General features: G+C 56.2%; 26 protein-coding genes and 1 pseudogene. 8 read left to right on the forward strand and 19 right to left on the reverse strand.

The window, feature by feature from the left end; translation table 11 throughout:
* Positions 1–59: 59 nt before the first annotated feature.
* The 3 genes from rimK to A7J50_RS01280 are packed head-to-tail and all read right to left on the reverse strand — an operon-like array spanning position 60 to position 2,237.
* On the reverse strand, positions 60–965 hold the full coding sequence (gene rimK / locus A7J50_RS01270; protein WP_003213178.1) for a 30S ribosomal protein S6--L-glutamate ligase: 906 nt from the start codon (positions 963–965) through the stop codon (positions 60–62).
* Positions 962–1,411, reverse strand: a complete 450-nt coding sequence (locus A7J50_RS01275; protein WP_407015987.1) for an ATP-dependent zinc protease — start codon at positions 1,409–1,411, stop codon at positions 962–964. The genes rimK and A7J50_RS01275 overlap by 4 nt, the downstream gene beginning before the upstream one ends.
* Before the next feature lie 46 nt (positions 1,412–1,457).
* Positions 1,458–2,237 carry an EAL domain-containing protein gene (locus A7J50_RS01280; protein WP_064450194.1) on the reverse strand — a complete coding sequence of 260 codons (780 nt, stop codon included), beginning with the start codon at positions 2,235–2,237 and terminating at the stop codon, positions 1,458–1,460.
* Between the two features lie 117 nt (positions 2,238–2,354).
* Between A7J50_RS01280 and A7J50_RS01285 the strand changes: the two genes are divergently transcribed.
* The gene (locus tag A7J50_RS01285; protein ID WP_064450195.1) at positions 2,355–2,762 is read left to right on the forward strand and encodes an RNA-binding S4 domain-containing protein; all 408 of its coding nucleotides are present in this window, start codon (positions 2,355–2,357) and stop codon (positions 2,760–2,762) included.
* A gap of 134 nt (positions 2,763–2,896) precedes the next feature.
* Here the strand turns inward: A7J50_RS01285 and A7J50_RS01290 are convergent, their stop codons facing one another.
* Positions 2,897–3,700, reverse strand: a complete 804-nt coding sequence (locus A7J50_RS01290; RefSeq protein ID WP_064450196.1) for a phosphatase PAP2 family protein — start codon at positions 3,698–3,700, stop codon at positions 2,897–2,899.
* A 103-nt stretch (positions 3,701–3,803) separates the two neighbouring features.
* On the opposite strand from A7J50_RS01290, the gene hslO reads away from it, so the two are divergent.
* Both hslO and A7J50_RS01300 read left to right on the forward strand, forming a co-directional pair.
* Entirely contained in the window at positions 3,804–4,706 is a 903-nt protein-coding gene (hslO, locus tag A7J50_RS01295; protein WP_064450197.1) for an Hsp33 family molecular chaperone HslO, read from the forward strand.
* Between the two features lie 179 nt (positions 4,707–4,885).
* Positions 4,886–6,427 (forward strand): phosphoenolpyruvate carboxykinase, encoded by a 1,542-nt coding sequence (locus A7J50_RS01300; RefSeq protein WP_064450198.1) that lies wholly within the window; start codon positions 4,886–4,888, stop codon positions 6,425–6,427.
* Between the two features lie 58 nt (positions 6,428–6,485).
* Here A7J50_RS01300 and A7J50_RS30310 read toward each other — a convergent pair whose 3' ends face one another.
* Genes A7J50_RS30310 through A7J50_RS30320 form a run of 4 tightly spaced genes read right to left on the reverse strand, consistent with a single transcriptional unit; the run spans position 6,486 to position 9,322 of the window.
* On the reverse strand, positions 6,486–7,148 hold the full coding sequence (locus A7J50_RS30310) for a uracil-DNA glycosylase (protein ID WP_082895809.1): 663 nt from the start codon (positions 7,146–7,148) through the stop codon (positions 6,486–6,488).
* Position 7,149: 1 nt separating this feature from the next.
* Entirely contained in the window at positions 7,150–8,268 is a 1,119-nt protein-coding gene (locus tag A7J50_RS30315) for a hypothetical protein (RefSeq protein ID WP_082895810.1), read from the reverse strand.
* Positions 8,269–8,284: 16 nt separating this feature from the next.
* The gene (locus A7J50_RS31295; RefSeq protein ID WP_156526243.1) at positions 8,285–8,866 is read right to left on the reverse strand and encodes a hypothetical protein; all 582 of its coding nucleotides are present in this window, start codon (positions 8,864–8,866) and stop codon (positions 8,285–8,287) included.
* Between the two features lie 3 nt (positions 8,867–8,869).
* Positions 8,870–9,322: a TIR domain-containing protein gene (locus A7J50_RS30320; RefSeq protein WP_082895811.1), complete on the reverse strand. Its 453-nt coding sequence runs from the start codon at positions 9,320–9,322 to the stop codon at positions 8,870–8,872.
* Between the two features lie 366 nt (positions 9,323–9,688).
* On the opposite strand from A7J50_RS30320, the pseudogene A7J50_RS01305 reads away from it, so the two are divergent.
* Positions 9,689–9,970, forward strand: a pseudogene (locus A7J50_RS01305) (phosphoenolpyruvate carboxykinase (ATP)); the annotation flags it as partial.
* A 56-nt stretch (positions 9,971–10,026) separates the two neighbouring features.
* Here the strand turns inward: A7J50_RS01305 and A7J50_RS01310 are convergent.
* The 6 genes from A7J50_RS01310 to A7J50_RS31300 all read right to left on the reverse strand — a co-directional run bounded on the left by A7J50_RS01310 (position 10,027) and on the right by A7J50_RS31300 (position 13,778).
* Complete coding sequence (locus tag A7J50_RS01310) at positions 10,027–10,890, reverse strand: DMT family transporter (protein ID WP_237140877.1); 864 nt, start codon at positions 10,888–10,890, stop codon at positions 10,027–10,029.
* 144 nt (positions 10,891–11,034) lie between these two features.
* Positions 11,035–11,391 carry a DUF1493 family protein gene (locus tag A7J50_RS01315; protein WP_064450201.1) on the reverse strand — a complete coding sequence of 119 codons (357 nt, stop codon included), beginning with the start codon at positions 11,389–11,391 and terminating at the stop codon, positions 11,035–11,037.
* A 269-nt stretch (positions 11,392–11,660) separates the two neighbouring features.
* Positions 11,661–12,113, reverse strand: a complete 453-nt coding sequence (locus A7J50_RS01320) for a hypothetical protein (RefSeq protein WP_208604449.1) — start codon at positions 12,111–12,113, stop codon at positions 11,661–11,663.
* Positions 12,114–12,387: 274 nt separating this feature from the next.
* Positions 12,388–12,708 (reverse strand): hypothetical protein, encoded by a 321-nt coding sequence (locus tag A7J50_RS01325; protein WP_064450202.1) that lies wholly within the window; start codon positions 12,706–12,708, stop codon positions 12,388–12,390.
* Positions 12,709–13,008: 300 nt separating this feature from the next.
* Positions 13,009–13,608, reverse strand: a complete 600-nt coding sequence (locus tag A7J50_RS01330; RefSeq protein WP_064450203.1) for a putative adenosine monophosphate-protein transferase Fic — start codon at positions 13,606–13,608, stop codon at positions 13,009–13,011.
* On the reverse strand, positions 13,608–13,778 hold the full coding sequence (locus A7J50_RS31300) for a YhfG family protein (RefSeq protein WP_096236773.1): 171 nt from the start codon (positions 13,776–13,778) through the stop codon (positions 13,608–13,610). Before A7J50_RS31300 ends, A7J50_RS01330 begins: the two co-directional genes overlap by 1 nt.
* Positions 13,779–13,953: 175 nt before the next feature.
* On the opposite strand from A7J50_RS31300, the gene A7J50_RS01335 reads away from it, so the two are divergent.
* The 3 genes from A7J50_RS01335 (at position 13,954) to A7J50_RS01345 (ending at position 17,807) form a co-directional block, all read left to right on the forward strand.
* Positions 13,954–15,129: a tetratricopeptide repeat protein gene (locus A7J50_RS01335; RefSeq protein ID WP_064450204.1), complete on the forward strand. Its 1,176-nt coding sequence runs from the start codon at positions 13,954–13,956 to the stop codon at positions 15,127–15,129.
* A gap of 285 nt (positions 15,130–15,414) precedes the next feature.
* On the forward strand, positions 15,415–17,352 hold the full coding sequence (locus A7J50_RS01340; protein ID WP_064450205.1) for a RecQ family ATP-dependent DNA helicase: 1,938 nt from the start codon (positions 15,415–15,417) through the stop codon (positions 17,350–17,352).
* A 23-nt stretch (positions 17,353–17,375) separates the two neighbouring features.
* Positions 17,376–17,807 (forward strand): acyl-CoA thioesterase, encoded by a 432-nt coding sequence (locus tag A7J50_RS01345; protein ID WP_064450206.1) that lies wholly within the window; start codon positions 17,376–17,378, stop codon positions 17,805–17,807.
* A gap of 148 nt (positions 17,808–17,955) precedes the next feature.
* Here the strand turns inward: A7J50_RS01345 and A7J50_RS01350 are convergent, their stop codons facing one another.
* The 4 genes from A7J50_RS01350 to A7J50_RS01365 form a co-directional block, all read right to left on the reverse strand.
* A complete protein-coding gene (locus A7J50_RS01350) occupies positions 17,956–18,435 on the reverse strand; it encodes a glycine zipper domain-containing protein (RefSeq protein ID WP_064450207.1) in 480 nt (159 codons plus the stop codon).
* 273 nt (positions 18,436–18,708) lie between these two features.
* Complete coding sequence (locus A7J50_RS01355; RefSeq protein ID WP_064450208.1) at positions 18,709–21,057, reverse strand: FdhF/YdeP family oxidoreductase; 2,349 nt, start codon at positions 21,055–21,057, stop codon at positions 18,709–18,711.
* Positions 21,054–21,893, reverse strand: a complete 840-nt coding sequence (gene fdhD, locus A7J50_RS01360) for a formate dehydrogenase accessory sulfurtransferase FdhD (RefSeq protein WP_064450209.1) — start codon at positions 21,891–21,893, stop codon at positions 21,054–21,056. Before fdhD ends, A7J50_RS01355 begins: the two co-directional genes overlap by 4 nt.
* Positions 21,894–21,990: 97 nt before the next feature.
* Positions 21,991–22,878, reverse strand: coding sequence for a LysR family transcriptional regulator (locus A7J50_RS01365; RefSeq protein WP_064450210.1), 888 nt, complete (start codon positions 22,876–22,878; stop codon positions 21,991–21,993).
* A gap of 128 nt (positions 22,879–23,006) precedes the next feature.
* On the opposite strand from A7J50_RS01365, the gene lysM reads away from it, so the two are divergent.
* Positions 23,007–23,447: a peptidoglycan-binding protein LysM gene (gene lysM / locus A7J50_RS01370; protein ID WP_053253809.1), complete on the forward strand. Its 441-nt coding sequence runs from the start codon at positions 23,007–23,009 to the stop codon at positions 23,445–23,447.
* 92 nt (positions 23,448–23,539) lie between these two features.
* On the opposite strand, the gene yrfG is transcribed toward lysM, so the two are convergent.
* The gene (gene yrfG / locus A7J50_RS01375; protein WP_064450211.1) at positions 23,540–24,202 is read right to left on the reverse strand and encodes a GMP/IMP nucleotidase; all 663 of its coding nucleotides are present in this window, start codon (positions 24,200–24,202) and stop codon (positions 23,540–23,542) included.
* Positions 24,203–24,270 lie beyond the last annotated feature (68 nt).

Genomic DNA, 24,270 nt, shown 5'->3' on the forward strand with positions numbered 1-24,270 from the left:
TGGGCGCTGGCTAGCCAGCTCCCCATTTGTTTTTAAAGGGTACCAAAGCTTTTTGCGTATCAGCCCTTGCCCTTGGTCCTGGTCATATTCGGCCCACCACTCTTCTCCAGATGCTGAATGATGATCCCCGCCACATCCTTCCCGGTGGTGGTCTCGATCCCTTCCAGGCCCGGCGATGAATTCACTTCCATCACCAATGGCCCGTGGTTGGAACGCAAGATATCCACACCCGCTACGCTCAACCCCATCACCTTGGCTGCCCGCAGCGCAGTCATACGTTCTTCCGGGGTGATCTTGATCAGGCTGGCACTGCCGCCACGGTGCAGGTTGGAACGGAATTCCCCTGGCTTGGCCTGGCGTTTCATCGCCGCAATCACCTTGTCGCCCACCACGAAGCAACGGATATCCGCACCGCCGGCTTCCTTGATGTATTCCTGCACCATGATGTTCTGTTTGAGGCCCATGAAGGCCTCGATCACCGACTCGGCTGCGGTTGCGGTTTCGCACAGCACCACGCCGATGCCCTGGGTGCCTTCGAGCACCTTGATCACCAGTGGCGCGCCGTTGACCATTTCGATCAGGTCGGGGATGTCATCGGGGGAGTGGGCAAAACCGGTCACCGGCAGGCCGATCCCGCGACGCGACAGCAACTGCAGCGAGCGCAGCTTGTCCCGCGAGCGGGCGATGGCCACCGATTCATTGAGGGGCGAGACCCCCATCATTTCGAACTGGCGCAACACCGCGCAGCCATAGAACGTCACCGAGGCGCCGATCCGTGGGATCACCGCATCGAAGCCTTCCAGCGGCTTGCCCCGGTAGTGGATCTGCGGCTTGTGGCTGGCAATGTTCATATAGGCACGTAACGTGTCGATCACCACCATTTCATGGCCACGTTCGGTGCCGGCCTCGACCAGGCGGCGGGTGGAATACAGACGCGGGTTTCGCGACAGCACAGCAATCTTCATGCAGCACCTGGGGCAGAAATAGTAGAGACCGGGAACACCGGCTTGTCTTGAACGTACTTGACGCCGGGATTGACCACCAGATGGCCGTCAATCAACGCCTTGGAGCCCAGCAGCAGGCGGTAACGCATGGCCTTGCGGCAGGCGAGGGTGAACTCCACCCGCCACACCCGATCACCCATCGCCAGGGTGGTGCTGATCACATAGCGCACCTGCGCGTGGCCGTTGGAGCTCTTGATGGTTTTCATCGTCACCAGCGGCGCCTCGCAACGGCGGTGACGCAGTTGCACCACGCTGCCCAAGTGCGCGGTAAAGCGCACCCACTTCTCTCCGTCGCGCTCAAACGGCTCGATCTCGGTCGCGTGCAGGCTCGAGGTGCTGGCACCGGTGTCGATCTTCGCGCGCAGGCCAGCCACTCCCAAGTCGGGAAGCGCCACCCACTCACGCAGACCGACAACGGTCAAATGGTCAAATGTCTTCAATATGGGTAACCGGTCAGTTCGCCCAGGCCTTGGGTGAAACCTCGGCCAGGGCTTTGAATGCAGGCTTGGCGAACCAATAACCCTGCATCAGAAATATTCCGCAGTCGGACAGGAAGTCACGCTCGCCGGCACTTTCGATACCTTCGGCAATGACAGTAACGCCCAACTGCTCACAGATTGTGACAATCCCCTGGACGATTACCTGGCGGACACGATCCTGGTCGACATCGCGAATCAGCGCCATGTCGAGTTTGATCAAGTCAGGTTGGAAATCAGCCAGCAGGTTCAGCCCCGAATAGCCCGCGCCGAAATCGTCGATGGCGGTCTTGAAGCCGAATTCGCGGTATTCACGCAGAATATTGGTCAAATGGCGATAGTTATCTACATGCTCGCTTTCCAGCGTTTCGAAAATCAGCTGATTCACTGGGAAATTATGCGCGCGGGCCGCCTCAAGGGTGCTGCGAATGCACAGCTCCGGCCGGTAAACGGCATTGGGCATGAAATTGATCGAAAGATTGGTTTGCATCCCCAAGGCGGAGGCGCCGGCGATCGCCTGGGTGCGGCAGCGTTGGTCGAAGCGATAACGGTTGCTTGCGTTGACCTGACTCAGCACTGACAACGCCCCTTCGCCGCTGGTGCCTCGCACTAAGGCTTCGTGGGCGAAGATCGAATGATCCCGAAGGTCTACGATAGGCTGATAGGCGAACGAAAAATCAAAACCCAAGGGTTCGCTTTGCTGGCAGCCTACGCAACCTTGGTTGGGCGAGGTGAGTGAAGTGGGAAAGTCGGTCACGGCGTATCCTCGCAAAAACAGGGTTGGTGCCTGGCGTATCTTAGGCGAGCGCTGGGGTTTATGCGTCGAAGGACTTCAACGGTAAAGTTGCGACATTTTTCAGAGCGAGGAATTCAAGTGGCTCAAAAGCAGGAAGAGGAAGAAAAGGTCCGTTTGGACAAGTGGCTGTGGGCCGCGCGTTTCTTTAAAACCCGTGCCTTGGCCAAGGCCGCCATTGAGAGTGGCAAGGTGCACCATCGCGGTGAACGCTGCAAGCCTGGCAAGGAGCCGCGCGTCGGTGATGAACTGCAGATTCGTGTGGGCTTTGATGAAAAGACCGTCGTCGTGCAGGCGCTTTCCGTCGTGCGCCGTGGAGCACCCGAAGCGCAGGCGCTGTACACCGAAACCGAAGCCAGCATCGCCAAGCGCGAAAAAGCAGCGGCCATGCGCAAGGCGGGGGCTACCGGCATGACCACGGATGGCAAACCGAGCAAGAAGCAGCGTCGCGATTTGTTCAAATTTCGCGGCAGCGGCAATGATGATTGATCGTGCAAATCTCCAGCAACATGGCGATCAAACGGGGGCGCTGGCTTGCCTGCGATAGCGTCAGGTCAGCCAGTCTCCCAGTCACTGCCTCGCCGCTATCGCCGGCAAGCCAGCTCCCACCTGAATCGACTGCTTCAGGCGGCTGTGCGTATGACGCTCAATCGCCCGACTACTGGCAGCTTACCCAGCAACCCGAAGATCGGTGCCGTCAGCCGCAACAAAGCGTCCGATACCTTCGCTGCAAACGGCGTGTAATACCCCCAGCCCAGCGCCAACAACGCCAGTAGCACTCCGCCGATGTAATCGTCCTGTCCCCAATGCGCGCCCGCCACCAATCGCGGCATCATGAACAACAGCGCCAGGCCCCAGATCACCAGCACCTGGCCGATGCGCTTGGCAAACACCGTCATGAACAGGCCCCAGATCAACAACACCGAAGCATGATCGCCCGGGAAGCTCTGGCTGGAACGGTCCTTCAACTCCCAGGTTTTCTCCAGGCCGGGGAAATAGTCACTCATATGAACCGCGCCAGCGATCACCATCGACGGGCTGCTGTGCTGCCAGCCCATCTGCGCCACCAGTTTGGAAAAGAGCATGCGGATAAACAGCAACAGCAGCAAAATACCGAAAAAGCCAAAAAATGCCTGGCGTACTTGAACGGCCTTGAACACCCAGTCACCGCGTATCAGCAGCATCAGCAAAATCACCCCGACTACCGCGTCGAATGGCCGCAAACTGGCAACAGCCCACACATGCAACCACACTGAATTGCTTGCCAGCGGGTCGTTGAACAGATGAAACAGCCATTCGTCGAATACCACACACAGCATCTGCCCCGTGGGCCACAGCCAAAAACACAGCAGCCCGATAGCGAGTAGATTGCAAAAGGCCCATCCCCCGAGGTTCCACTTGGCTTGGAACAAACCCGGATTGTTCATAAACTGTCCCTCACTGCTCTAGAAAACCGCACCAAAATGGTGCTAAAGCGTTTAATTCTATAAACCTTGTAATTAATTTGTCATCAATTCAGATACCAGACCTATGACTGATCTACCGGATACCGACTTCACCCAACGCTTCATCTTCGACGAGAACGACGCCCGCGGCGAACTGGTCTCGCTGGAGCGCAGCTATGCCGAAGTCCTTGCCAAGCACCCCTATCCGGAGCCGGTCGCGCAACTGCTCGGAGAGTTGATGGCGGCGGCGTCGCTGCTGGTGGGCACCATGAAGTTCGACGGTTTGCTGATTCTGCAGGCCCGCTCCGAAGGCCCGGTGCCGATGCTGATGATCGAATGTTCCAGCGAGCGTGAAATCCGTGGCCTGGCCCGTTACGACGCCGACCTGATCGCGCCGGACGCCACCCTGTCCGACCTGATGGCCAACGGCGTGCTGGCGATCACCGTTGACCCGACGGAAGGCCAGCGTTACCAGGGCATTGTCGACCTCGACGGCGAGACCCTGTCGGACTGCTTCACCAACTATTTTGTGATGTCCCAGCAAGTCGGCACCAAGTTCTGGCTCAATGCCGACGGCAAGCGCGCCCGTGGCCTGTTGCTGCAGCAACTGCCTGCCGACCGCATCAAGGACGACGACGAGCGCACCGACAGCTGGCGCAAGCTGACCGCCCTGGCCGGTACCCTGACCGCTGAAGAGCTGCTGGGCCTGGACAACGAAACCATCCTGCACCGCCTTTACCACGAAGAGGCCGTGCGCCTGTTCGACGCACAGGGCCTGCGCTTCCGTTGCAGTTGCTCCCGTGAGCGCTCGGCCAATGCCTTGGTCAGCCTGGGCCTGGAAGATGCGCAGAATCTGGTAGTGGAGCACGGCGGCAATATCGAGATCGACTGCCAGTTCTGCAACCAGCGCTACCTGTTCGATGCCGCCGATGTCGCCCAATTATTCGCTGGCGCAGGCATCGATACCCCTTCTGACACCCGCCACTAAAACGTTTAAGCACAGGTAAATCACCTGACAAACGCCGGATTAGCGCAGTTCTGACGGGAGGGCCCTACTTTTTTTGGGCTTTTCTGGCATAATCCGGCCCACTTTTTTCGCGGTAGTAGTGCGCAACTTTCTACTACAAAACGTTTGGAGCACTCGGCCATAGGCCGACGGGGAACCTCATGACGCAAGCCAATAACGCCGTATACACCGATCTGAGTGTTGACGATCTGGTTAAAGAAGCCCTGCAGCGCGGTGAAGGCGTGCTTGCCGATACTGGCGCGCTGGTCGTAGAAACCGGTCACCGTACCGGCCGTTCTCCGGTCGACCGTTTCATCGTGGAAGAGCCTTCCACCCAGGACGCAATCGCCTGGGGCCCGATCAACCGCAAGTTCCCGGCCGACAAGTTCGATGCCCTGTGGGCTCGCGTCGAGGCTTTCAACAACGCGCAAGAGCATTTCGTTTCCCACGTTCACGTAGGGGCTGCAGAAGACCACTACCTGGCCGTGAAAATGACCACCCAGACTGCCTGGCAGAACCTGTTCGGTCGTTGCCTGTTCATCAACCCAGCCCAGTACAACCCGGCGGGTCGTGACGAGTGGCAAGTGCTTAACGTGGCCAACTTCGAGTGCGTGCCAGAGCGTGACGGCACCAACTCCGACGGTTGCGTCATCCTCAACTTCGCCCAGAAGAAAGTGCTGATCGCCGGCATGCGTTACGCCGGTGAAATGAAAAAAGCCATGTTCTCGGTGCAGAACTTCCTGCTGCCGGCCGCCGACGTGCTGCCAATGCACTGCGCCGCCAACATCGGCGAAGCAGGCGACGTGACCCTGTTCTTCGGTCTGTCGGGCACCGGTAAAACGACCCTGTCGGCCGACGAAAGCCGTTACCTGATCGGTGACGACGAACATGGCTGGGGCGAAGGCGTAGTGTTCAACATCGAAGGCGGTTGCTATGCCAAGTGCATCGACCTCTCCGAGAAGAACGAGCCCGTCATCTGGAAAGCCATCAAGCACGGCGCCGTGCTGGAAAACGTGGTGATCGACGATGCCAAGCACGCTGACTACACCGATGTCAGCCTGACCCAGAACAGCCGCGCCGCCTACCCGCTGGAACACGTTGCCAAGCGTTCCGAGAAGAACCTTGGCGGGGAGCCAAACGCAGTCATCTTCCTGACCTGCGACCTGACTGGCGTACTGCCCCCAGTGTCGATCCTCAGCGAAGAACAAGCGGCTTACCACTTCCTGTCCGGCTACACCGCACTGGTGGGCTCGACTGAAATGGGTTCCGGCAGCGGCATCAAGTCGACCTTCTCCACCTGCTTCGGCGCGCCGTTCTTCCCACGCCCAGCTGGCGAATACGCTGAGCTGCTGATCAAGCGCATCCGCGGCTTCGGCTCCAAGGTCTACCTGGTCAACACCGGCTGGACCGGCGGTGGCTACGGCGTCGGCAAGCGCTTCAACATCCCGACCACTCGCGGCGTTATCGCAGCGATCCAGAGCGGCGCGTTGATCGGTGCTGAAACCGAACACCTCGACACCATCAACCTCGACGTGCCATTGACGGTGCCGGGCGTTGAGACTGGCCTGTTGAACCCACGCAACACCTGGGCCGACAAAGCGGCCTACGACGAAGCGGCGAAAGCCCTGGCGGGTCTGTTCACCGAGAACTTCAAGAAGTTTGACGTGAGCGATGCGATCAAGGCGGCTGGGCCTCAGATTTAGAGATTTGTAGAAATAAAAAGCCGCCTTCAGGGCGGCTTTTTATTTGATCATGTAATAGTTAAAAGAGGGATGATTGTAGCGGATGAAAATTAATTTCATAAGCTTTTGAAACTTGCTCTAAAAAAATAGTTTGGCCACCGTAGCTTGGGTGTCTAAACTTATTGATTTCTATTTTGCTTGTTAACTTTGAGGCGGAAACTGAAGCATCATTTCCTATGGCAATTATTTTTCGTGGCTTAATAGTGCTGATAAGTTCGCAAAGGATCGCTTCACCGATCTTTCTTTCTGTGGAATTATGCGTTCTGTTGGTAAACACATTCCCTGCAATAAATGGATGTAGCGGGAAGACGTTCCATAAAAATATATTGTCTTCAATTTTTTCTAAAGCGCTCCAAATAACTGCAGCTGTTCTTTCTGAAACAGGGGCTCCATTTGTAACTCGTGGGATTTCAATTCCCCATCGATGAGCATGACGATCTATATTTACATCATCCGTCAGCGCTAAACCAGTGCGGCGCCCACCGCGATATCCCAAATCACGGCCAATCCAAATAGAGTCGATATCTGCTTTGGACGCGGCTTCGACAAGTTTTAATAGAGAATTTTTTCTAATTTTTGAAGCGTTCGCATTGTCAAATACGGGGCATGTATCACTATATGGATTAAAAGTATTTTCTATGTGCAGCGAGCTAAGCGCATTGACGAAATTTTTAGGAGTCATATCATTTTTCCAATGGCCGAAACTCTAGAGTTCTATTGATTCGATTTCCCACAATTATGCCACATCTCTTCTCTTTAAGCTGCCGGAATACTTTGTACCCATCAAGAATAGCGCGTTCCCAAAGGGCCAGAGGGCACTCTTCAACTTCGTATCCAGAGACAAACTGCTTTACTGTTTTTAGTAAATCGAATGATAACTTATCTTGATGTTCAAAGAAATTTGAGTTTTTTGCCACTGAGAAAATCCAGGCGCTTAATCCTTCTTCAATAACAATAGCTCTACCGCTATCTTGTTCCTCATCTGTTTTTGGGTTGCTTTTTCTCTTGTGTTTGATCAGAGCCCTAAATGTGGGTGACCAATGAAGGATTGCTGCATGTGCCATATGGAAAACATCATGAAATCTATATCCGTCGGAATCCTTTATGTTGTCAGTTAGTGGGTCTCCTATGAAAACACCTTGCCATTGTAAGTATGATTTTCCATTCGGTCTTTCAGTAATTTTTATTTCAAACTGTTCTGGTAGTCTTTCTTCTTCGGAAAAGCTACCATCAAATGTATTTAGTTTTGATATATCTGGCTGAAGAAATCTGCTTGTTGATTTTTCAATATTGTGGTTTATTACGTCTGCGAAACTTATGTTGGCGGCTTTGAGTGTAAAAAGATAATTTAAAAAGAATTTCTCTAGTTTTTCCTTAGTATCTTCGTTTGCCTGAAGAGAATTCAGAAGATCAGCCGCAGACTGCCCAAGATTTGTTAAGGCTATTGTGAATTCTTGATCTTCAGTGATTGGAATATGAGCTAATGGACTACTTAGTATGTCTGTGACCAATAATATACTATGCTGTTTTTTGCAAAATGGTGATTTCACTAAATCGTTTATGTTGTATTTTAGCCTATCAACTAATCTGGTAAAATACCAAAATACGTCTCCAAGTTCCTCAGTTATGGATATTCTGTAATTATATGCCATGCCATCGCGGTTAAGTTTTTTAGCAGTGGTCACCACGCTTCCGACTTCACCATACAATCCAAAAGTTATAGATTGAAGATCAGTTAAACGATCTGTGTCTCTTATGCTGTTTGAGTAATGGTCTAGTGTAACGTTAGTCGTGGTGATCATTTTCTATCCTTAGATTTTAGTTTTTCCAATCAGAGGGAGCGCCAAAACATCCTCGTTCTTGACACATTAACCACGCTTTTGCTTCTGACTTGAATTCGTCAGGGAAGTTGCACTTGTGGCCTGGTCCCTTTTTAATTAATTCCATTAATGTCGGGGGGATTGCTGGTGACTTTGACCCCCAATATGAGAAATTATTACTTATCAGGACTCTATTGCTACTTGTATCTGTGGCGATGTTTTCTTCGCTTGTTGATCCATCATAATTGGTATGGTGTGAGTCCTCTTGGATCCAGCTTCCATTTTCGTCAGTGTGATAAATGTTGTCGCCATATGCTTTCTTTGTGCTTCCGACGTAATTTACTTTTTTCACTGCAAATCGAACGTCATTCCAGTAGTCATCAAAAGTTAATATTTCATTTACTTCCATGAAAAACACAATTTCGTTCGACCTGGGTGCCGCAGCTGTACCTACTATAATATCACCAAGTTCGGCGGCATTGCGGATGAGTGGTTTACAAGTTGCCAATGTACAAAATCCATGAAATGGATTCGGTGCAAACCCAAAGTCTCGAGCGACCACATAAGAAAATATTTTCATTTTTTAACCACAGGTATGTTTTTTGATTTTTGTTTTAGGTGGGGTGCTATAGTCGGGATTTAGCCATATATCAGACTTTCCGGAAAAAATTTCTTTGCTCCTTGCATCGTATGGACTAATGCTATCGCCATAAGCCCCAACCGATACACAAAGATCTTGTGGTTCTGCGTCATCTATCCAAATACCAATAATTCTTTTACCATAAGTGTTTGCTATTTCTACAGATTTACTAATGCAGGCATGATCTTTAGTTTCTTTAGAAAGGTATACCACTAACAAATCAATGTGTTGTATTGCTATAGACAACCTGTCGTTAATAGAGCAGGAGGAAATATCGCTAATTGGCAAGTCAAGTTCAGTTGCACTTAAGTTTTCAGAGTTTAAATCGGATATTATCTGGTGATGCTTGGAATGTTTTCGAGCAACATAAACTATTAAAGCGGCGTTATATTTCATGATTTAGTCCCTTATGTCACGGATATTATATTATGCCATTAAGATTAATTTTTAGAATTTTGCATTTTGCGCATCTTCAGCTAAACACATAGATTATAAAAAATCTAGGCATGTGTGGCGATCCGCCATCATGCTTTTCTAGACTAAAACAAAGTGGCCCCATAATGCCAGCACTTCTTCATTGGTGGATCTATAGACTTTAGTCATACGAGTGCTTCAACACTTTTCAAGTGTTTGTTCCTAAGCTTGTAAAAAATTATGCTGGGTTAAATCTTAATTAAATCAGTCGGTTATTTAGCTTGGTTGAACCGACGCAGGATCGATAATGAGCAATACTGCAAATCTAAATATCTGAAGCTACGGCGTGGGCAAACGAAACGCTTCAAAATCCCGACCACTCGCGGCGTTATCGCAGCGATCCAGAGCGGCGCGTTGATCGGTGCTGAAACCGAACACCTCGACACCATCAACCTCGACGTGCCATTGACGGTGCCGGGCGTTGAGACTGGCCTGTTGAACCCACGCAACACCTGGGCCGACAAAGCGGCCTACGACGAAGCGGCGAAAGCCCTGGCGGGTCTGTTCACCGAGAACTTCAAGAAGTTTGACGTGAGCGATGCGATCAAGGCGGCTGGGCCTAAGTTGTAAGGTTCGGTTGTTGTAAAAAAGCCGCCCCTCGTGGGCGGCTTTTTTGTGCGCAAGCGTTAGTCGGCGATGTGCAAAACCACCGCACCGACCAGCACTGTCGCTACGCCCAAGACTTGCACCGCTGACAACCGCTCCTTGAAAAACACAAACCCCAGCATCGCCGCGATCCCGCCCGACAGCGTGCTGATCACCGTCACCACCGACACCGACCCGGCCATCGCCCCCCACGAAAATGCCGAGAACCCGCCCAGGTTCATCAAACTCGCACCGGTCAACGTGGCGCAGTTTTTCAGTGGCGGAATCTTCAGGCCGTCCTTGATCTTCAGCACCATCACCACCAGTACGCACAGGCCCACCAGGTAACCCAGCCACAACATGGTAACCGGCCCCAGCGCGGGCAGCGTGTAGCGGCCCTGCAGCCAGAAACTGGTGCCGTACAGCGTTGCTGCAAGCATGGCGTAGGCGATTGACAGGCGCGGGTTGTTGTGGGGCACGCCGTTGTCCTTGTGAAGGCTGGAGAGGATCACGCCGATGACGCACAGGCCGATGCAACCGAGCTGGATCAGGCTGATGTGTTCGCCGCTGGCCCAGGACAGTAGCGTAGTGACCACGCCGTAAGAGGTCACCAGTGGCGCGACGATGGCGGCTTTGCCCAGGGCGAAGGCCTTGGACAGCGCAAGGGCCCCGGAGACGGTGAGCAGTGCGGCCGTAATGCCCATGAGCCAGACGCTCAACGGGGCATTCAGGGATTTGAAAAGGAACGCCGGAAAGATGACCAGCAGCACGGTCATGATCAAAAAGCCGAGGGCCTGGCCGAAGTACACCGCGCGTTTAACGCCCACGGCGCGGGCATTGAGACCCACGAGAAAATCCGTGCCGCCCCAGAGCAGGGCGGCCAGCAGGCCCATTATTACGTCCATGTAAGGTCCTCGTTATTATGACCGCAGCTTCAATGGGGGAGCCGGGCTTGCCCGCGATGCAGGCGACTCGGTGTGTCAGCCCTACCTAGGTGATGCTATCGCAGGCAAGCCAGCTCCCACAGTTGGTACTCGGTGTTCTTGGGTTCAGCTGAGGTTTTCCAGGGTTTGCGTGTCCCAGCTGTGAGTTTTGATGGCCAGGTAGAGCATGCCAATAGTCAGTGGCACCTTATCGCCACGCCCTTTGGCGCGGTGCTTCAAGAACACATCAAACACCGGCGGCTGGAAGTAACGATAAGCGTCGTAGTCGCCCAGGTCGACCGCAAAATCCTGCTCCAACGCCTCCATGAATTGCTTGGCCTCGGCGCGGTCGCAGCCAAGGTCGAAGTTGATTGAGGTGTCGAGGCGAAGGGTCTTGTGTTTCGGCAGGCCGATTTCTTCGTGCAGCAATTGCAGAAGCTGCTGCATCGCGGGGTCTTCGGGGAAGTTGGGGGCCAGGTTCATGGTGGGCGCACGCGGGAGTGGGTGAGGGAGAGGGTTGCGTTTTAGTCGGTATTTGTTGCGGGTGATGAAGAGTGCCAAGCCTATCAAGAATACGAAGATAGGGAGGAAGGGCATTCTGAGGATTACTGCCACGTAGGGTAATAAGAACGTCAATGCTAGGCCGGTTATGAGGCATGTGACTGCAAGGCGTTTTCTCAGAATAGCGTCAGTGATCTGGTAATGCAGTACAAGGTAAAAACCGAAGAAACAGGCTATTTGCAGGACGATATTCATGACGCTTGAAATCTCCTTGCTTCGAGTGCCTGTGTGTTCCAGCGTTTGGCTTTGACGGCTTGGTAGAGCATGTCAATAATGATGTTTTTGGTGATTAGACCCACTGTGACGCCGACAACGCGTGCTACAGGTTTCGAAAGCGGGTGAATGGGAGCGCTGAAGGCCCCAGCCAACAGTAAGGTGACGATGGACCCGCGCTCGTTGAGCAGATCAGCTTGTTGTCGGCTCAGGGGTTTGGAGACCGCGACTGTCATCTTGCAAGGCAAATCACGGGCGAACATCTTTTCGTAGAGATCCACCAGTCGATAGCGCACTTCGTTTGCCGAAGTACCCGCTTCTAACAAACACAGGTTTGCCAAAGCGTGCTTGTGGGTGGGTAAAACGTTAAGGCGAATCACTATGAAGGTGACGCCGTAGTGGCCGATGTATTGAGTCCTTTCGAGGTTCACGGATATTTGCCGGGGCAGTTGAGAGGGCGCTAGTTTCGGTCATGCGAAGGGGGGTTATGTAGAGGGCGGAGCAGGTGTTTTAAGCAGTTTAGGAAGAGGACTACGCTGTATTTAGCGGCTTCCCACAGGGCTGTCCGACATTTTCGGTTTGACAGTGATTTTTTGGTCAACACCCATTCAATGTGGGAGTCGGGCTCGCCCGCGATTGCGGTGTGTCAGGTGCAGAAATATAGCCTGATATACCGCTATCGCAGGCAAGCCAGCTCCCACAGGTTTAGCTCAGTGGTTGGCTTGGTTGTGGTGGGTTATCGGCTGCCGGTTGCAGTTGAACGTGTTGCGCCGCTTCCAGCAGATCACAGCCATCCTGCACGAGCAGGTACAAGGCGTTAATGATATGGGAAATATCGTTGAGGTCAGCGTGTTCGTAGGTCAGGCAGGTGAAGGTTTCCAGTAAGTCGGAGGCAGCGCGGATGCGCTGGTGTGCGGCGGACTGGATGTCTTCGGCGGTGGCTTCGGTGTCGATGATGAGAGGGTGAGTGTCGGTGAAATTGGTGCGTAGCTGACGATAGCGATCCATCGTTTCAGGTATTTGCATTTGAAGGTACTCGGTTTGCTGTTAGGTAACCGACATCACCGTGGCCAAACGGTGGGTGGCGGACTGTGCGCGGGTTGGCCAGCCGGAAACAGCACTCCGACACGTCCGAAGACGTCCCACACACAGCCGCCATAGCAGTGCATTACGAGACGATAGACGTTCGCAAGGCAGGTAGTGGCACTTATGTGTGCTGTTTTCGAGTGACCAAACCCGATCGCTGAATTGGCAGCGATGGGCCAAACCTTAGAAGTGAGCGTTATTTCGAGCAATAAACAGATGGTTTAACAGGTGGTGATTCGATCAAGCACTGACTGGTTTACTGATACACCGCTCAAAAATCGCCTCCAGCCCCCGATAATCACACGCCACCGCATCAATGTTCGCCGGTATCCACGCCGCGTGTTTCACCAGCCACCAGTTCACCGAGAACCCCGCATTCACAATGATCTGTTCGAACAAAATCCGCTGTGCCCGGCCGTTGCCCTCACGAAAAGGGTGGATGACGTTGAGGTCGCCATAAGCCTCGGCAATCAACTGCACCAGTTCGGCCTGGTTCGCACCGACATACCAGTTGGCCTGTTCCATGGACTGGATGATTTTCGTCGCTTCCGGCGGAATGCGTTCCGGCGTGCAGAACAGGGTGTCGCCTTTCTGGATGTTGACGCTGCGCAGCTCACCGGCCCAGTCGTAGATATCGCCGAACAGGGTGCGGTGTATGTGTTGCAGCCGGCTGAGATCGTAGGGCGGTGGGTAGAGCGGGAGGCTGCCTACAGCGATTTCAGATAATTCGCGCTCGGCTTGATGCAGGAGTGATTCGTCGCGCAAATCGAGGCGGTTGCGCAGGATGCTGCTATCGGGATAGCAGTATGGGTCCTGGCCCACCCCGTATTTGTCGAGCATCAGTGTGGGGTTTTGCGGTACTTGGCAAGAACGGCTTCGCGGGTCGGCAAGGGTTTGTCGACGTCGGCCGGTTGGGTGTCGAACCCTTCCAGGCGCAGGCTGGCCAGATAATTGGAACGGCGGATCTTGTGGTAGTGATCCTGTTTTTGCTCAAACGTCGGTTCGCTCATTGCAGCGTACTCCTGGGTCGCAATGTTCAATTGTAGCGCAATGCTTGCGGGGGCAGGCGAGATAAAAACCACGTCACATTCCGCACAAAAAAAACGCCAACCCACCGAATTCAGCGTATGTTGCACCGCAAAATCTTGTCGGGCGATTCCGCCCACCACTTAAAGGGAGTTAAGCATGGGTTTGCTTCGTATCGCCTCGGCGATGTCATTGTGTGCGGTGGCTTTTTCGATCCAGGCCGAACAGTTGCCGATCGAGGTGCTGAGTGCGGTGGTCAAGGACCAGAAAATCGCCGACGCCGAAGTGCTGCTGCAACGCAACGGCGCACAAAACGTGGTGGGCCGCACCAACGCTCAAGGCCAGGTGACCCTCACCAGCGAAGCCGCCGATGATGCCAGCAATCTGCTGATCATCAAAAAGCCCGGCTATTCCAACCTGGTGGTGAAGTGCCCTTGCAAAGGCATGACGTACGCCGTCAGCCCGGTGATGGAAAACCTCGACGGCCTGCGCGTCGTGCTGACCTGGGGTAAAACCCCGGAAGACCTCGACTCCCACATGATTTTCCCGGGCAACAACATCTTCTTCGGCAACCAGAAAGGCACCGACGCCGAGCTGGACGTGGATGACACCGACAGCTATGGCCCGGAAACCATCACCCTGCAGAAAAAGCACTACGGCGAAAGCTACGTCTACGCCGTGCATGACTTCACCAACAGCGGCAATCCAGGCTCGCGTCAGCTGTCCAACAGCGAGGCCAAGGTGTTTGTCTACATGGGTCAATCCTTGGTGCGCACTTATTACGTGCCGAAGAACCGCAGCGGTAACCTGTGGACCGTGTTCCGCATGACCGGCAGTGGCGATTTCCAGGACATCAACAATTTCAGCGGTGTGACGGTTGATGCCCCGAACGTGCTCAATGAAGTGAAGGGGTTGCTGGATGACGGCGTGGCGGTCACGGCGGTAGCTGTCAGCTCTTCCGCACAGACCGATGCGAAGCGTCTGAACGTGCAAGGTGAAGCGGCTTACCAGGCCGGTAACCTCGACCAGGCGATTGACCTGTTCCGTCAGGCCATCGATCTGGACAATGGTTTCGGGAAGGCCTACGGCAACCTCGGCCTGGCGTATCAGAAAGCCGGCAACACCGCCGAGTCGATCTGGGCCAACCGTAAGGCGATTGCCCTGGCGACCGGCGTGAATGCAGCGACCGTACGGGCAGGCGCCTACTACAACATCGCGCGGATCTACGAAGCAGCGGGGCAATTCTCGGATGCCTTGCGTCACTACCAGTTGGCGAAAGAGCAAAAGGCCAACCCGGTGTATGACACTGCGATTGAGCGCGTGCAGAACCGCTGATTCAGCCATAGCGCAGGTCTAAAAGTGTGGGAGCGGGCTTGCCCGCGATGGCGGTGGTTCAGTTGATACTTATGTCGACTGCCACACCGCCATCGCAGGCAAGCCCGCTCCCACATTTGGTTTGTATTCTTCTCACAATATCGAGTTAACACTCCCACTTCGGCCCTGGGCCATCTCTCAGTCTGTGTATCATCCTGTCTCTTTTTTCCTTGCGACCTTTCTCGATTCGCTGAACACGCTGGTCTATGGTTTGGGCTCGTTCAGCGGTCAACGGAGTGACAGCTTATGCACGACACCCTCCAACAGGTCTTTGGTTATCCACAGTTTCGTTTGGGCCAGGAAGCAGCGGTCAGTGCGGTGCTGGCCGGTCGTTCAGCGGCGGCGATCTTCCCCACCGGCTCTGGCAAGTCCCTGTGTTATCAGCTGTCGGCGGTATTGTTGCCGCACCTGACGTTGGTGGTGTCGCCGCTGTTGGCGTTGATGCAGGACCAATTGGGCTTCTTGAAACGCCACGGCATTTCAGCTGGCAGTATCGATTCGGCCCAGAGCCGCGATGACGCCAATGACGTAATGGCCCGCGCACGTTCGGGCGAGCTGAAAATCCTGATGATTTCCGTGGAGCGTTTGAAGAACGAGCGTTTCCGTCATTTCCTGCAAAGCGTGCAGATCTCCTTGCTGGTGGTGGACGAGGCGCACTGTATTTCCGAATGGGGTCATAACTTTCGCCCGGACTATTTGAAGCTGCCGGACTACCAGCGCCAGTTCAATATCCCGCAGGCCCTGCTGCTGACAGCCACGGCCACGCCCAAGGTGATTGCCGACATGCAGGCGAAGTTCGCCATTGCGCCGGACGATGTCATCACCACAGGCTTCTACCGGCCCAACCTCAACTTGCTGGTGGAGCCGGTTGCCGGTGTGGATAAGCGTCGGCGCCTGGTCGCCTGGATGAGCGAGCGAGCCAATCAACCGAGCATCGTTTACGTCACCCTGCAAAAAACCGCCGAGCAGATTGCCGAGCACCTGAACCGCAATGGCATCCAGGCCGAGGCCTATCACGCCGGCTTGGCCCACGATAAACGTGAGGGTATCCAGCAACGCTTTATGGGCGGGCGCTCCAATTGCATCGTTGCCACCATCGCGTTTGGCATGGGCATCGACAAGAGTGACATCCGCAACGTGGTGCATTTCGACCTGCCCAAGTCCATCGAGAACTACAGCCAGGAGATCGGCCGCGCAGGGCGTGATGGGCAGCCGTCCGACTGCCTGGTGTTGGCCAACCGCGACAGCCTCAATGTGCTGGAAAACTTTGTTTACGGCGACACGCCGGAGCAGTCGGGCATTTGCCGTGTGCTGGAGGAGTTGCAGGCGGCGCGGGGCGATGGGCAATGGGAGTTCTTGCTGAGGTCGCTGTCGGACCACAGCAACATCCGCGAGCTGCCGCTCAAGACATTGCTGGTGCAGTTGGAGCTCAAGGGCGTGATCGCGCCGCGCTACGCGTTTTACGCCGAATACCGTTTCAAATACCTGATCGAGCCCGAGGCCTTGTTGGCGCGTTTTTCGGGTGAGCGGCAGCAGTTTGTCGCGGCGATTATCCAGGTGTGTAATCGCGCCAGGACCTGGGCGACTGTGGATTTCGACGCGCTGTATCAGCAGCACAATGCTGAGCGCAGCCGTGTAGTGAAGGCGCTGGATTACTTCCAGGAACAGGGCTTGATCGAGCTGGAAAGCAAGCAGATGACTGAGGTCTACAGCTTGCTGAATACCGACTTCGATCCGCAGGCATTGAGCGAAGAGTTATACACAGGCTTCAAGCAGCACGAAGTGACGGAGGTGGCGCGAATTCACGCCATGCTCGACCTTTTTGCAACCGAGCATTGCCTCGGACAGCGTTTGGCCAAGTACTTTGGCGATGAAGATGCCCCCTTGCGGTGTGGGCATTGTTCGGTGTGCCACGGCCATGTAGCCCACTTGCCTGCACCGCCGAGTTTGCCGCGGCTTGTGGATAAAAACTTCATGGGGCTGTGCGGCGATTTTATCCACAGGCATCATGAACACACCGGGCAACTGCCGGGTGCGGAGCGGCTGACACGGTTCCTGGGGGGTATCAGCGTGCCGTTGTTTACCAAGCTGAAGGCGCGGGGGATTCCCGGTTTTGCTGCGCTGGAAGACTACCCCTACGCCGAGGTGCGTGAGTGGGCTGAGTGTCATTTGAATGATCTGTAAATCCACTTTCGTGAGACCTGCACATGCCTGACTCAATGCCCTTGCGCGCCGATTACCGTCACTTCCAGCCGATCATCACGCGTTGGCACGACAACGACGTGTATGGCCATGTGAATAACGTCACCTACTACAGCTTCTTCGACACGGCGGTGAATACCTACTTGATCGAACACGGTGGGTTGGACATTCATGACGGTGAGGTGGTGGGCTTTGTGGTGAGTTCGGCATGCGATTATTTCGCGTCGATTGCCTTTCCGGACCGCATAGAGATTGGCCTGCGGGTGGGCAAGCTGGGTAACAGCTCGGTGCAGTATGAGTTGGCGGTGTTCAAGGCAGGCGAAGAGGAAGCCTGCGCGGCAGGGCGCTTTGTGCATGTGTTTGTGGATCGGGCGTCGAACCAGCCGGTGGCGATTCCGGGGATGTTGCGCGAGGCGTTGCAGCGGTTGGTGGCCTGACACCGCCATTGTGCTCAATGGAGATTAAATGTGGGAGCGGGCTTGCCAGCGATGGCGGCGGGTCAGGTTGAGATGTGTCGCCTGACGCTGTGCTATCGCGGGCAAGCCCGCTCCCACATGGGCCTGCAGTTGTCTTTAGACTGCGGGCTTACCGATCACGGTAATGATGTTTGTTCTTGCGATGCCCATAAGCATGGCCGCGGCCGCGATGGTCGTCACGGTCATAACGACGGTTGTCCCGCCCGCGATAACGACGGTCTTCGTCATCGCTCTTGTTGCCCATGTAGTTGCCCAGCGCGCCGCCCGCACCACCGCCGGCGGCTGCGCCGATCAGGCTGCCCGTGCTGCCGCCCATGCTGCGGCCCACCACGTTGCCACCGGCCGCGCCCAAGGCGCCACCGATAGCGGCTTCGCCACGGCTGCGTTTGTCGGCACCCACTGCACTGCCACCCGCGCCACCCAGGGCTGCGCCGATGGCCGAGCCGGTGTTACCACCCATCTGCTGGCCGACAACTGAACCTAAAACCCCGCCCAATGCGCCGCCCACACCGGCTTCGGTGGTGCCACCGGCCATGGCTGCGCCACTGACCAGGCCAAGGGACAACAAGAGAATCGAGGAGAACTTCATAGAGAGACCTCAAGAGGATGACGGCGCGATCCTGAGGTTGTATCGAGACACTGACAATCGAAAACCGACCAGTGGTACAGGTTGTATACAATTTGCTAAGTTGCTGTTTTGTATGGGGAACTTAAGTGGTTTTCGCGAGTCTTTAACTACTTCGGAACGGCCGCTTTTATGCAAAAGCGGCCTTTTTTGTGCCTCGCAAAAAGTATGTGTGACGGCTTGCTTGTTGTGGCAAGCCCGCTCGCTACAACCAGCCCGCACAGCACAACAAGCCCATCAGGCCGAGCGCGCCATGATCAAACCGGTCGCACTCGCCGCTTCCAATCGAATCGCCACAAATTTCGACGTCGGTGTATGGCTGCCATCCCCGGTGCTTTCCAGTGGCACCAGCGGGTTCACTTCCGGGTAGTAGGCGGCAGCCTGGCCTGCCGGGATATCGAATGCCAGCAAGGTGAACCCTTTCACGCGGCGCTCACGGCCGTCCTCCCAAAGCGACACGATGTCGGCCTTCTGCCCCGGCTTGAAGCCGAGGCGGATGATGTCGGCCTCGTTGACGAACAACACGTCACGCTGGCCCTTGACCCCACGGTAGCGGTCGTCCAGGCCATAAATGGTGGTGTTGTACTGATCGTGGGAGCGCATCGATTGCATGATCAGGTCCGGCACCCGGCCCGTGGCGTGGGTGCGTTCGTGGATCAGGTCTTTGGGCAGCACGTTCGGGCGGAAGTTGGCGCGGCCCGAAGGTGTGTTCCAGCGGCGTGCGCCGGCGGAGTTGCCCAGGTAGAAGCCGCCCGGGTGTTTGATCTTCTCGTTAAAGTCTTTGAAGCCTGGGATGGTGTCGGCGATCAGGTCGCGGATGCGCCCGTAGTCGGCCACCAGCCAGTTCCAGTCCACCGGTTTGCTGCCCAGGGTCGCGGCGGCGATGCCCGCGAGGATGGCAGGCTCGGACTTCATCTGCTTCGACAGGGGTTGCAGTTGGCCGTTGGAGCCGTGAACCATGCTGAACGAGTCTTCCACGGTGACGGCTTGCGGGCCATCGGCCTGGATATCAATGTCGGTACGGCCCAGGCACGGCAGGATCAGCGCGTCTTTGCCGTGCATCAGGTGGCTGCGGTTGAGCTTGGTGCTGATCTGCACGGTCAGGTCGCAGCTGCGCAGCGCTTCGAAGGTGCGCGGGCTGTCCGGCGTGGCTTGGGCAAAATTGCCGCCCAGGCCGATAAACACCTTGGAGCGGCCTTCGAGCATGGCGTGGATCGCTTCCACCACGTTGTGGCCATTGTGGCGGGGCACCTGGAACTGGAAGCGACGCTCCAGCGAATCAAGGAATGCCACCGGTGGGCGTTCGTTGATGCCCATGGTGCGGTCGCCCTGCACGTTACTGTGGCCGCGCACCGGGCACAGGCCTGCGCCTGGGCGGCCGATGTTGCCGCGCAGCAGCATCAGGTTGGCGATTTCCTGGATGGTCGGCACCGAGTGGCGGTGCTGGGTGATGCCCATCGCCCAGCACATGATCACGTTCTTGCCTTTGGCGTACATGCGCGCCGCTTGCTCAAGCTCAACCAGGGTCAGGCCGGACTGCGCGACGATCTCATCCCACGAGGTGTCGTCGATCTGGCCGAGGTAATCCAGCACATTGGCCGTGTGTTCGTTGAGGAAGTCGTGGTCGAACACAGCTTCTTTGCCTTCGGCCTGGGCCTGGCGCTCCCACAGCAGCAGGAACTTGGCCATGCCGCGCAGGATGGCCATGTCGCCACCCAGGGCTGGGCGGAAGTAAGCGGTGTTGGTCGGCTTGTCGCCGTTGGTGAGCATTTCCAGCGGGTGTTGCGGGTGTTGGAAGCGTTCCAGCCCGCGCTCTTTGAGTGGGTTGATGCACACCACCTGGGCCCCACGTTTCACCGCTTCACGCAGCGGCTCGAGCATGCGCGGGTGGTTAGTCCCGGGGTTCTGGCCCCAGACGAAAATCGCATCGGCATGTTCGAAGTCATCAAAGGTCACGGTGCCTTTGCCGACGCCCACGCTTTGCGCCAGGGCCACGCCGCTGGCCTCGTGACACATGTTCGAACAATCCGGGAAGTTGTTGGTGCCGTAGGCGCGCACAAACAGCTGATACAGGTACGCCGCTTCGTTGCTGGCGCGGCCCGAGGTGTAGAACTCGGCCATGTCCGGGCTGGGCAAGGCGTTGAGGTGTTTGCCGACCAGGTCGAATGCCGCTTCCCAACTGATCGGCGTATAGCGATCGGTCTCGGCGTCATAGCGCATCGGTTCGGTCAGGCGGCCCTGGTACTCCAGCCAATAGTCGCTCTGCTCCAGCAGCGCAGTGACGCTGTGCTTGGCGAAGAAGGCAGCATCCACACGGCGTTTGGTGGCCTCCCAGTTGACCGCCTTGGCGCCGTTTTCGCAGAATTTGACTACCCCGCTTTCTGGCGAGTCGCCCCACGCGCAGCCCGGGCAGTCAAAGCCGCCGTTCTGGTTGGTCTTGAGCATCATGCGCAGGTTTTTCAGCGCGTTGTCGCTGGTCAGCCAGGCCTGCGCCACGCTGATCAGTGCGCCCCAGCCGCCGGCCGGGCCTTTGTAGGGCTTGTAGCGTGGCTTCGGAGTTTCGTCGGCTTGGTGGTGCAGGCTCATGGCTGGTTCTCCATCGCAGGGCTGTAGACCCGCGGCGCACTTTTCTGTGGCAGGTGGATGAGATTGAGGTTGTGGCGGCGGGCCCATTGCACGGCCAGGCCGGTAGGCGACGACAGGCTGACCAGGGTCTGGATGCCTGCGCGCAAAACTTTCTGGATCAGTTCGAGGCTGCAGCGGCTGGTAACGATTGCCAGGCTGCCGTCGGTCGGAATCTTTTGGCGGATCAGTGCGCCGATCAACTTGTCGAGGGCGTTATGCCGGCCGATGTCTTCACGGCCCATCAGCAACTCGCCCTGGTTGTTCATAAATACCGCCGCATGCACCGCGCCGCTGTACTGGCCCAAGGGCTGGAACGCGCTGATGCGCTGGCGCAGGCCGTCGAGCCATTCGGCGGGCGGCAACGGTGCGCCGGGCAGCACCTGAAGGTCTGGCAACGCTTGTTCCACCGCCTCCACACCGCACAAACCACAGCCACTGGTGCCTGCCAACTGGCGGCGTTGCTGCTTGAGGTTCCAGAAGGCACGGCTGGAGATCTGAACCTGGGCGTATTGGGCAGAACCCGAACCGCTGAGTTTCAGGTCATAAATGTCGCTAACGTCGGCAATAATGCCACTACCGATACTGAAACCGACGATGAAGTCTTCCAGATCCGTCGGCGTCACCAGCATCACGGCTTGGCTGATGTCGTTATAGGCAATCGCTAACGCCACTTCTTCGGCCAAGGCCGTGCTGGCGACTTCAGTGTGTTCCAGGTTGCAAAACTGGTAGCTCTGACTGGCGGCGGGCGCGGGCGTTTCAGGGGCGGGCGCCGCGCAGACTGGGCGCTTGGCTTCCATGGGGCAGTACCACCGGGGGATTGATCAGTGTTTAGACTAGGCGCGACAAAGGGTCGCGTCTAATTGCCAGTACTGATCTACCGATAGATGGCGTCGATCAAGGTTCGATTTGCGATTTTTGAAACAGCGCGAAACAGGCTTCGGCCAGTGCGGAGCGGGGTGCGCTACGGCGCATGATCAGCCCCAGTCGCGCCAGGGTGTGAGCATCTTCAATCGGTTGTAGACGCAGGTGTTCGGTCAGGGCGTCGAGGCCACCGTCCAGCGGCATCACGGCGCAACACAGGCCGCCGTGCACGGCTTGTAACAATTGATGCACCGCATCGGTTTGTAACAAAGGCTGCGGGTTGAGCCCACGGCTGTGGAAGTTGTGGTCGATTGACTGACGAAAGTGCATGCCGCTGGTGAGCATGCCCAACGGCAATTCAATCAGTGCTTCCCAACTCAACGGCTTGTCGCCGAAGCTGAAAAACCGTTGGTCGTAGAGCAGGCCCATGCGGGTTTCGCCCAGTGCCAGCGAGTCGAAGCGCTCGTTGTCGAGGCGCTCCAGATACGACACACCGAGGTCCAAGCGATTGCTCGCCAGCTGTTCGAGGATTTGTTCGGAGCTTAATGCCGAGAGCTCAAAGCGCAGGTTCGGGTGTTCTTTGTGCAGTTGTTGCATCAACGCCAGGGGATCGAAGCTCGACAGCGGCACCACACCCAGGCGCAACGTACCCACGAGGTTGCCGCGACAGGCCGCCGCTTCCGCCTGCAAGCCGTCATAGGCCGCCAGTACGGTGCGTGCCCATGCCAGGACGCGCTCGCCCGGCGCGGTGAAGCCTTCGAAGCGCTGGCCACGGTTGACCAGTTGCAAGTCCAGTTCTTCTTCGAGGTTGCGCAGGCGCATCGACAGAGTCGGCTGGGTGATATGGCAACGCGCGGCCGCCTGGCCAAAGTGCCGGGTCTCGTCGAGGGCGATGAGGAATTTCAACTGTTTGATGTCCATCTTCGCTCCGGGCTTATACCAATGGCGTGGGATTCTAGCGCGTTTGGGTCTTTGGTCGGCTGGAACCCAAGTCTGCGGGATTGGTCTAGTCTTTGGCATCTGGAAATCAAACCCAAGGAGAGCACACCATGAGTCTTTTTAGTTTCGTGAAAGAAGCAGGCGAAAAGCTGATCGATCTGTTGACGCCGGGTAACGCTAACGCCAGCGATGAGTTGAAAAAACATATCGAAGCAGTAGGGCTGGGTAACCCTAACGTTCACGCCACCGTGGACGGTGACAAGGTGACGATCACGGGTGAAGTCGCCAGCCAGGAAGAGAAAGAAAAAATCCTTCTGGCGGCGGGCAATATTGCCGGTGTAGCCACTGTAGATGACCAGATTACCGTCTCCGGCCCTGTCGTCGCCGCCGCCCGTTTTGTGGTGGTGAAAAAGGGCGACACCCTGAGTGCGATTTCCCTGGCGGTGTATGGCAACGCCAACCAGTACAACAAAATCTTCGAGGCCAACAAGCCGCTGCTCAAAGATGTGAACAAAATTTACCCAGGGCAGACGCTGCGTATTCCTGAGTAAAGCCTCACTCCGAGTAACGGCAATCGCGGGCAAGCCCGCTCCCACAGGAGAGTGCATTCCAAATGTGGGAGCGGGCTTGCCCGCGATGCGATCTAAAGGCCGACGATCAAGTCCCGGTAATCGTCTACCGCCGCAAACTCCGCAGTATCCTTCGGCCCTTTCTGACTGTCCGGCTCTTTCACCGCCAGCAGATGCCCCACGCCAAAATCCCGGGCACTGCGCAGGATCGGCAAGGTGTCATCGATAAACAGGCTGCGGGCCGGGTCAAAGTGGATATCGGCTTGCAGGGCATCCCAGAACTGCAGGTTTTCCTTGGGGAAACCGTAGTCGTGAGAGCTGATCAACCGCTCGAAATACGGCGCCAGCTCAATGCGTTCCAGTTTCAATGACAGCGAGTCACGATGCGCATTGGTGATCAGGATGACGCGTTTGCCGGCCCGTTTGACCGCTGCCAGAAACGTATCCGCATCCGCGCGCAGGGCGATCAGGTGGGCGGTTTCGAGCTTGAGCTCGCGCACCGGGATCTTCAGCTCCGTGCTCCAGAAATCCAGGCAATACCATTGCAACTGTCCGGCGTTACGCTCGAACAGTGGCTGCAACTCCATCTCGGCCATGGCCCGGGTCACGCCGTGCAGCTCGGCATAGCGCTGGGGCAGGTGCTCCATCCAGAAGTGGTTGTCGTAATGCAGGTCAAGCAAGGTGCCGTCCATGTCCAGCAGGACGGTGTCGATGGCGTGCCAGGGCAAAGAGGGCATGGGGCGTTCTCATGTAAGTAAAGATATCCGACACAGACAATCGGAAAAGCCACGGTATAGTAACCCGA

The sequence above is a fragment of the Pseudomonas antarctica genome, from assembly GCF_001647715.1.
GTDB classification, from domain to species: domain Bacteria; phylum Pseudomonadota; class Gammaproteobacteria; order Pseudomonadales; family Pseudomonadaceae; genus Aquipseudomonas; species Aquipseudomonas antarctica_A.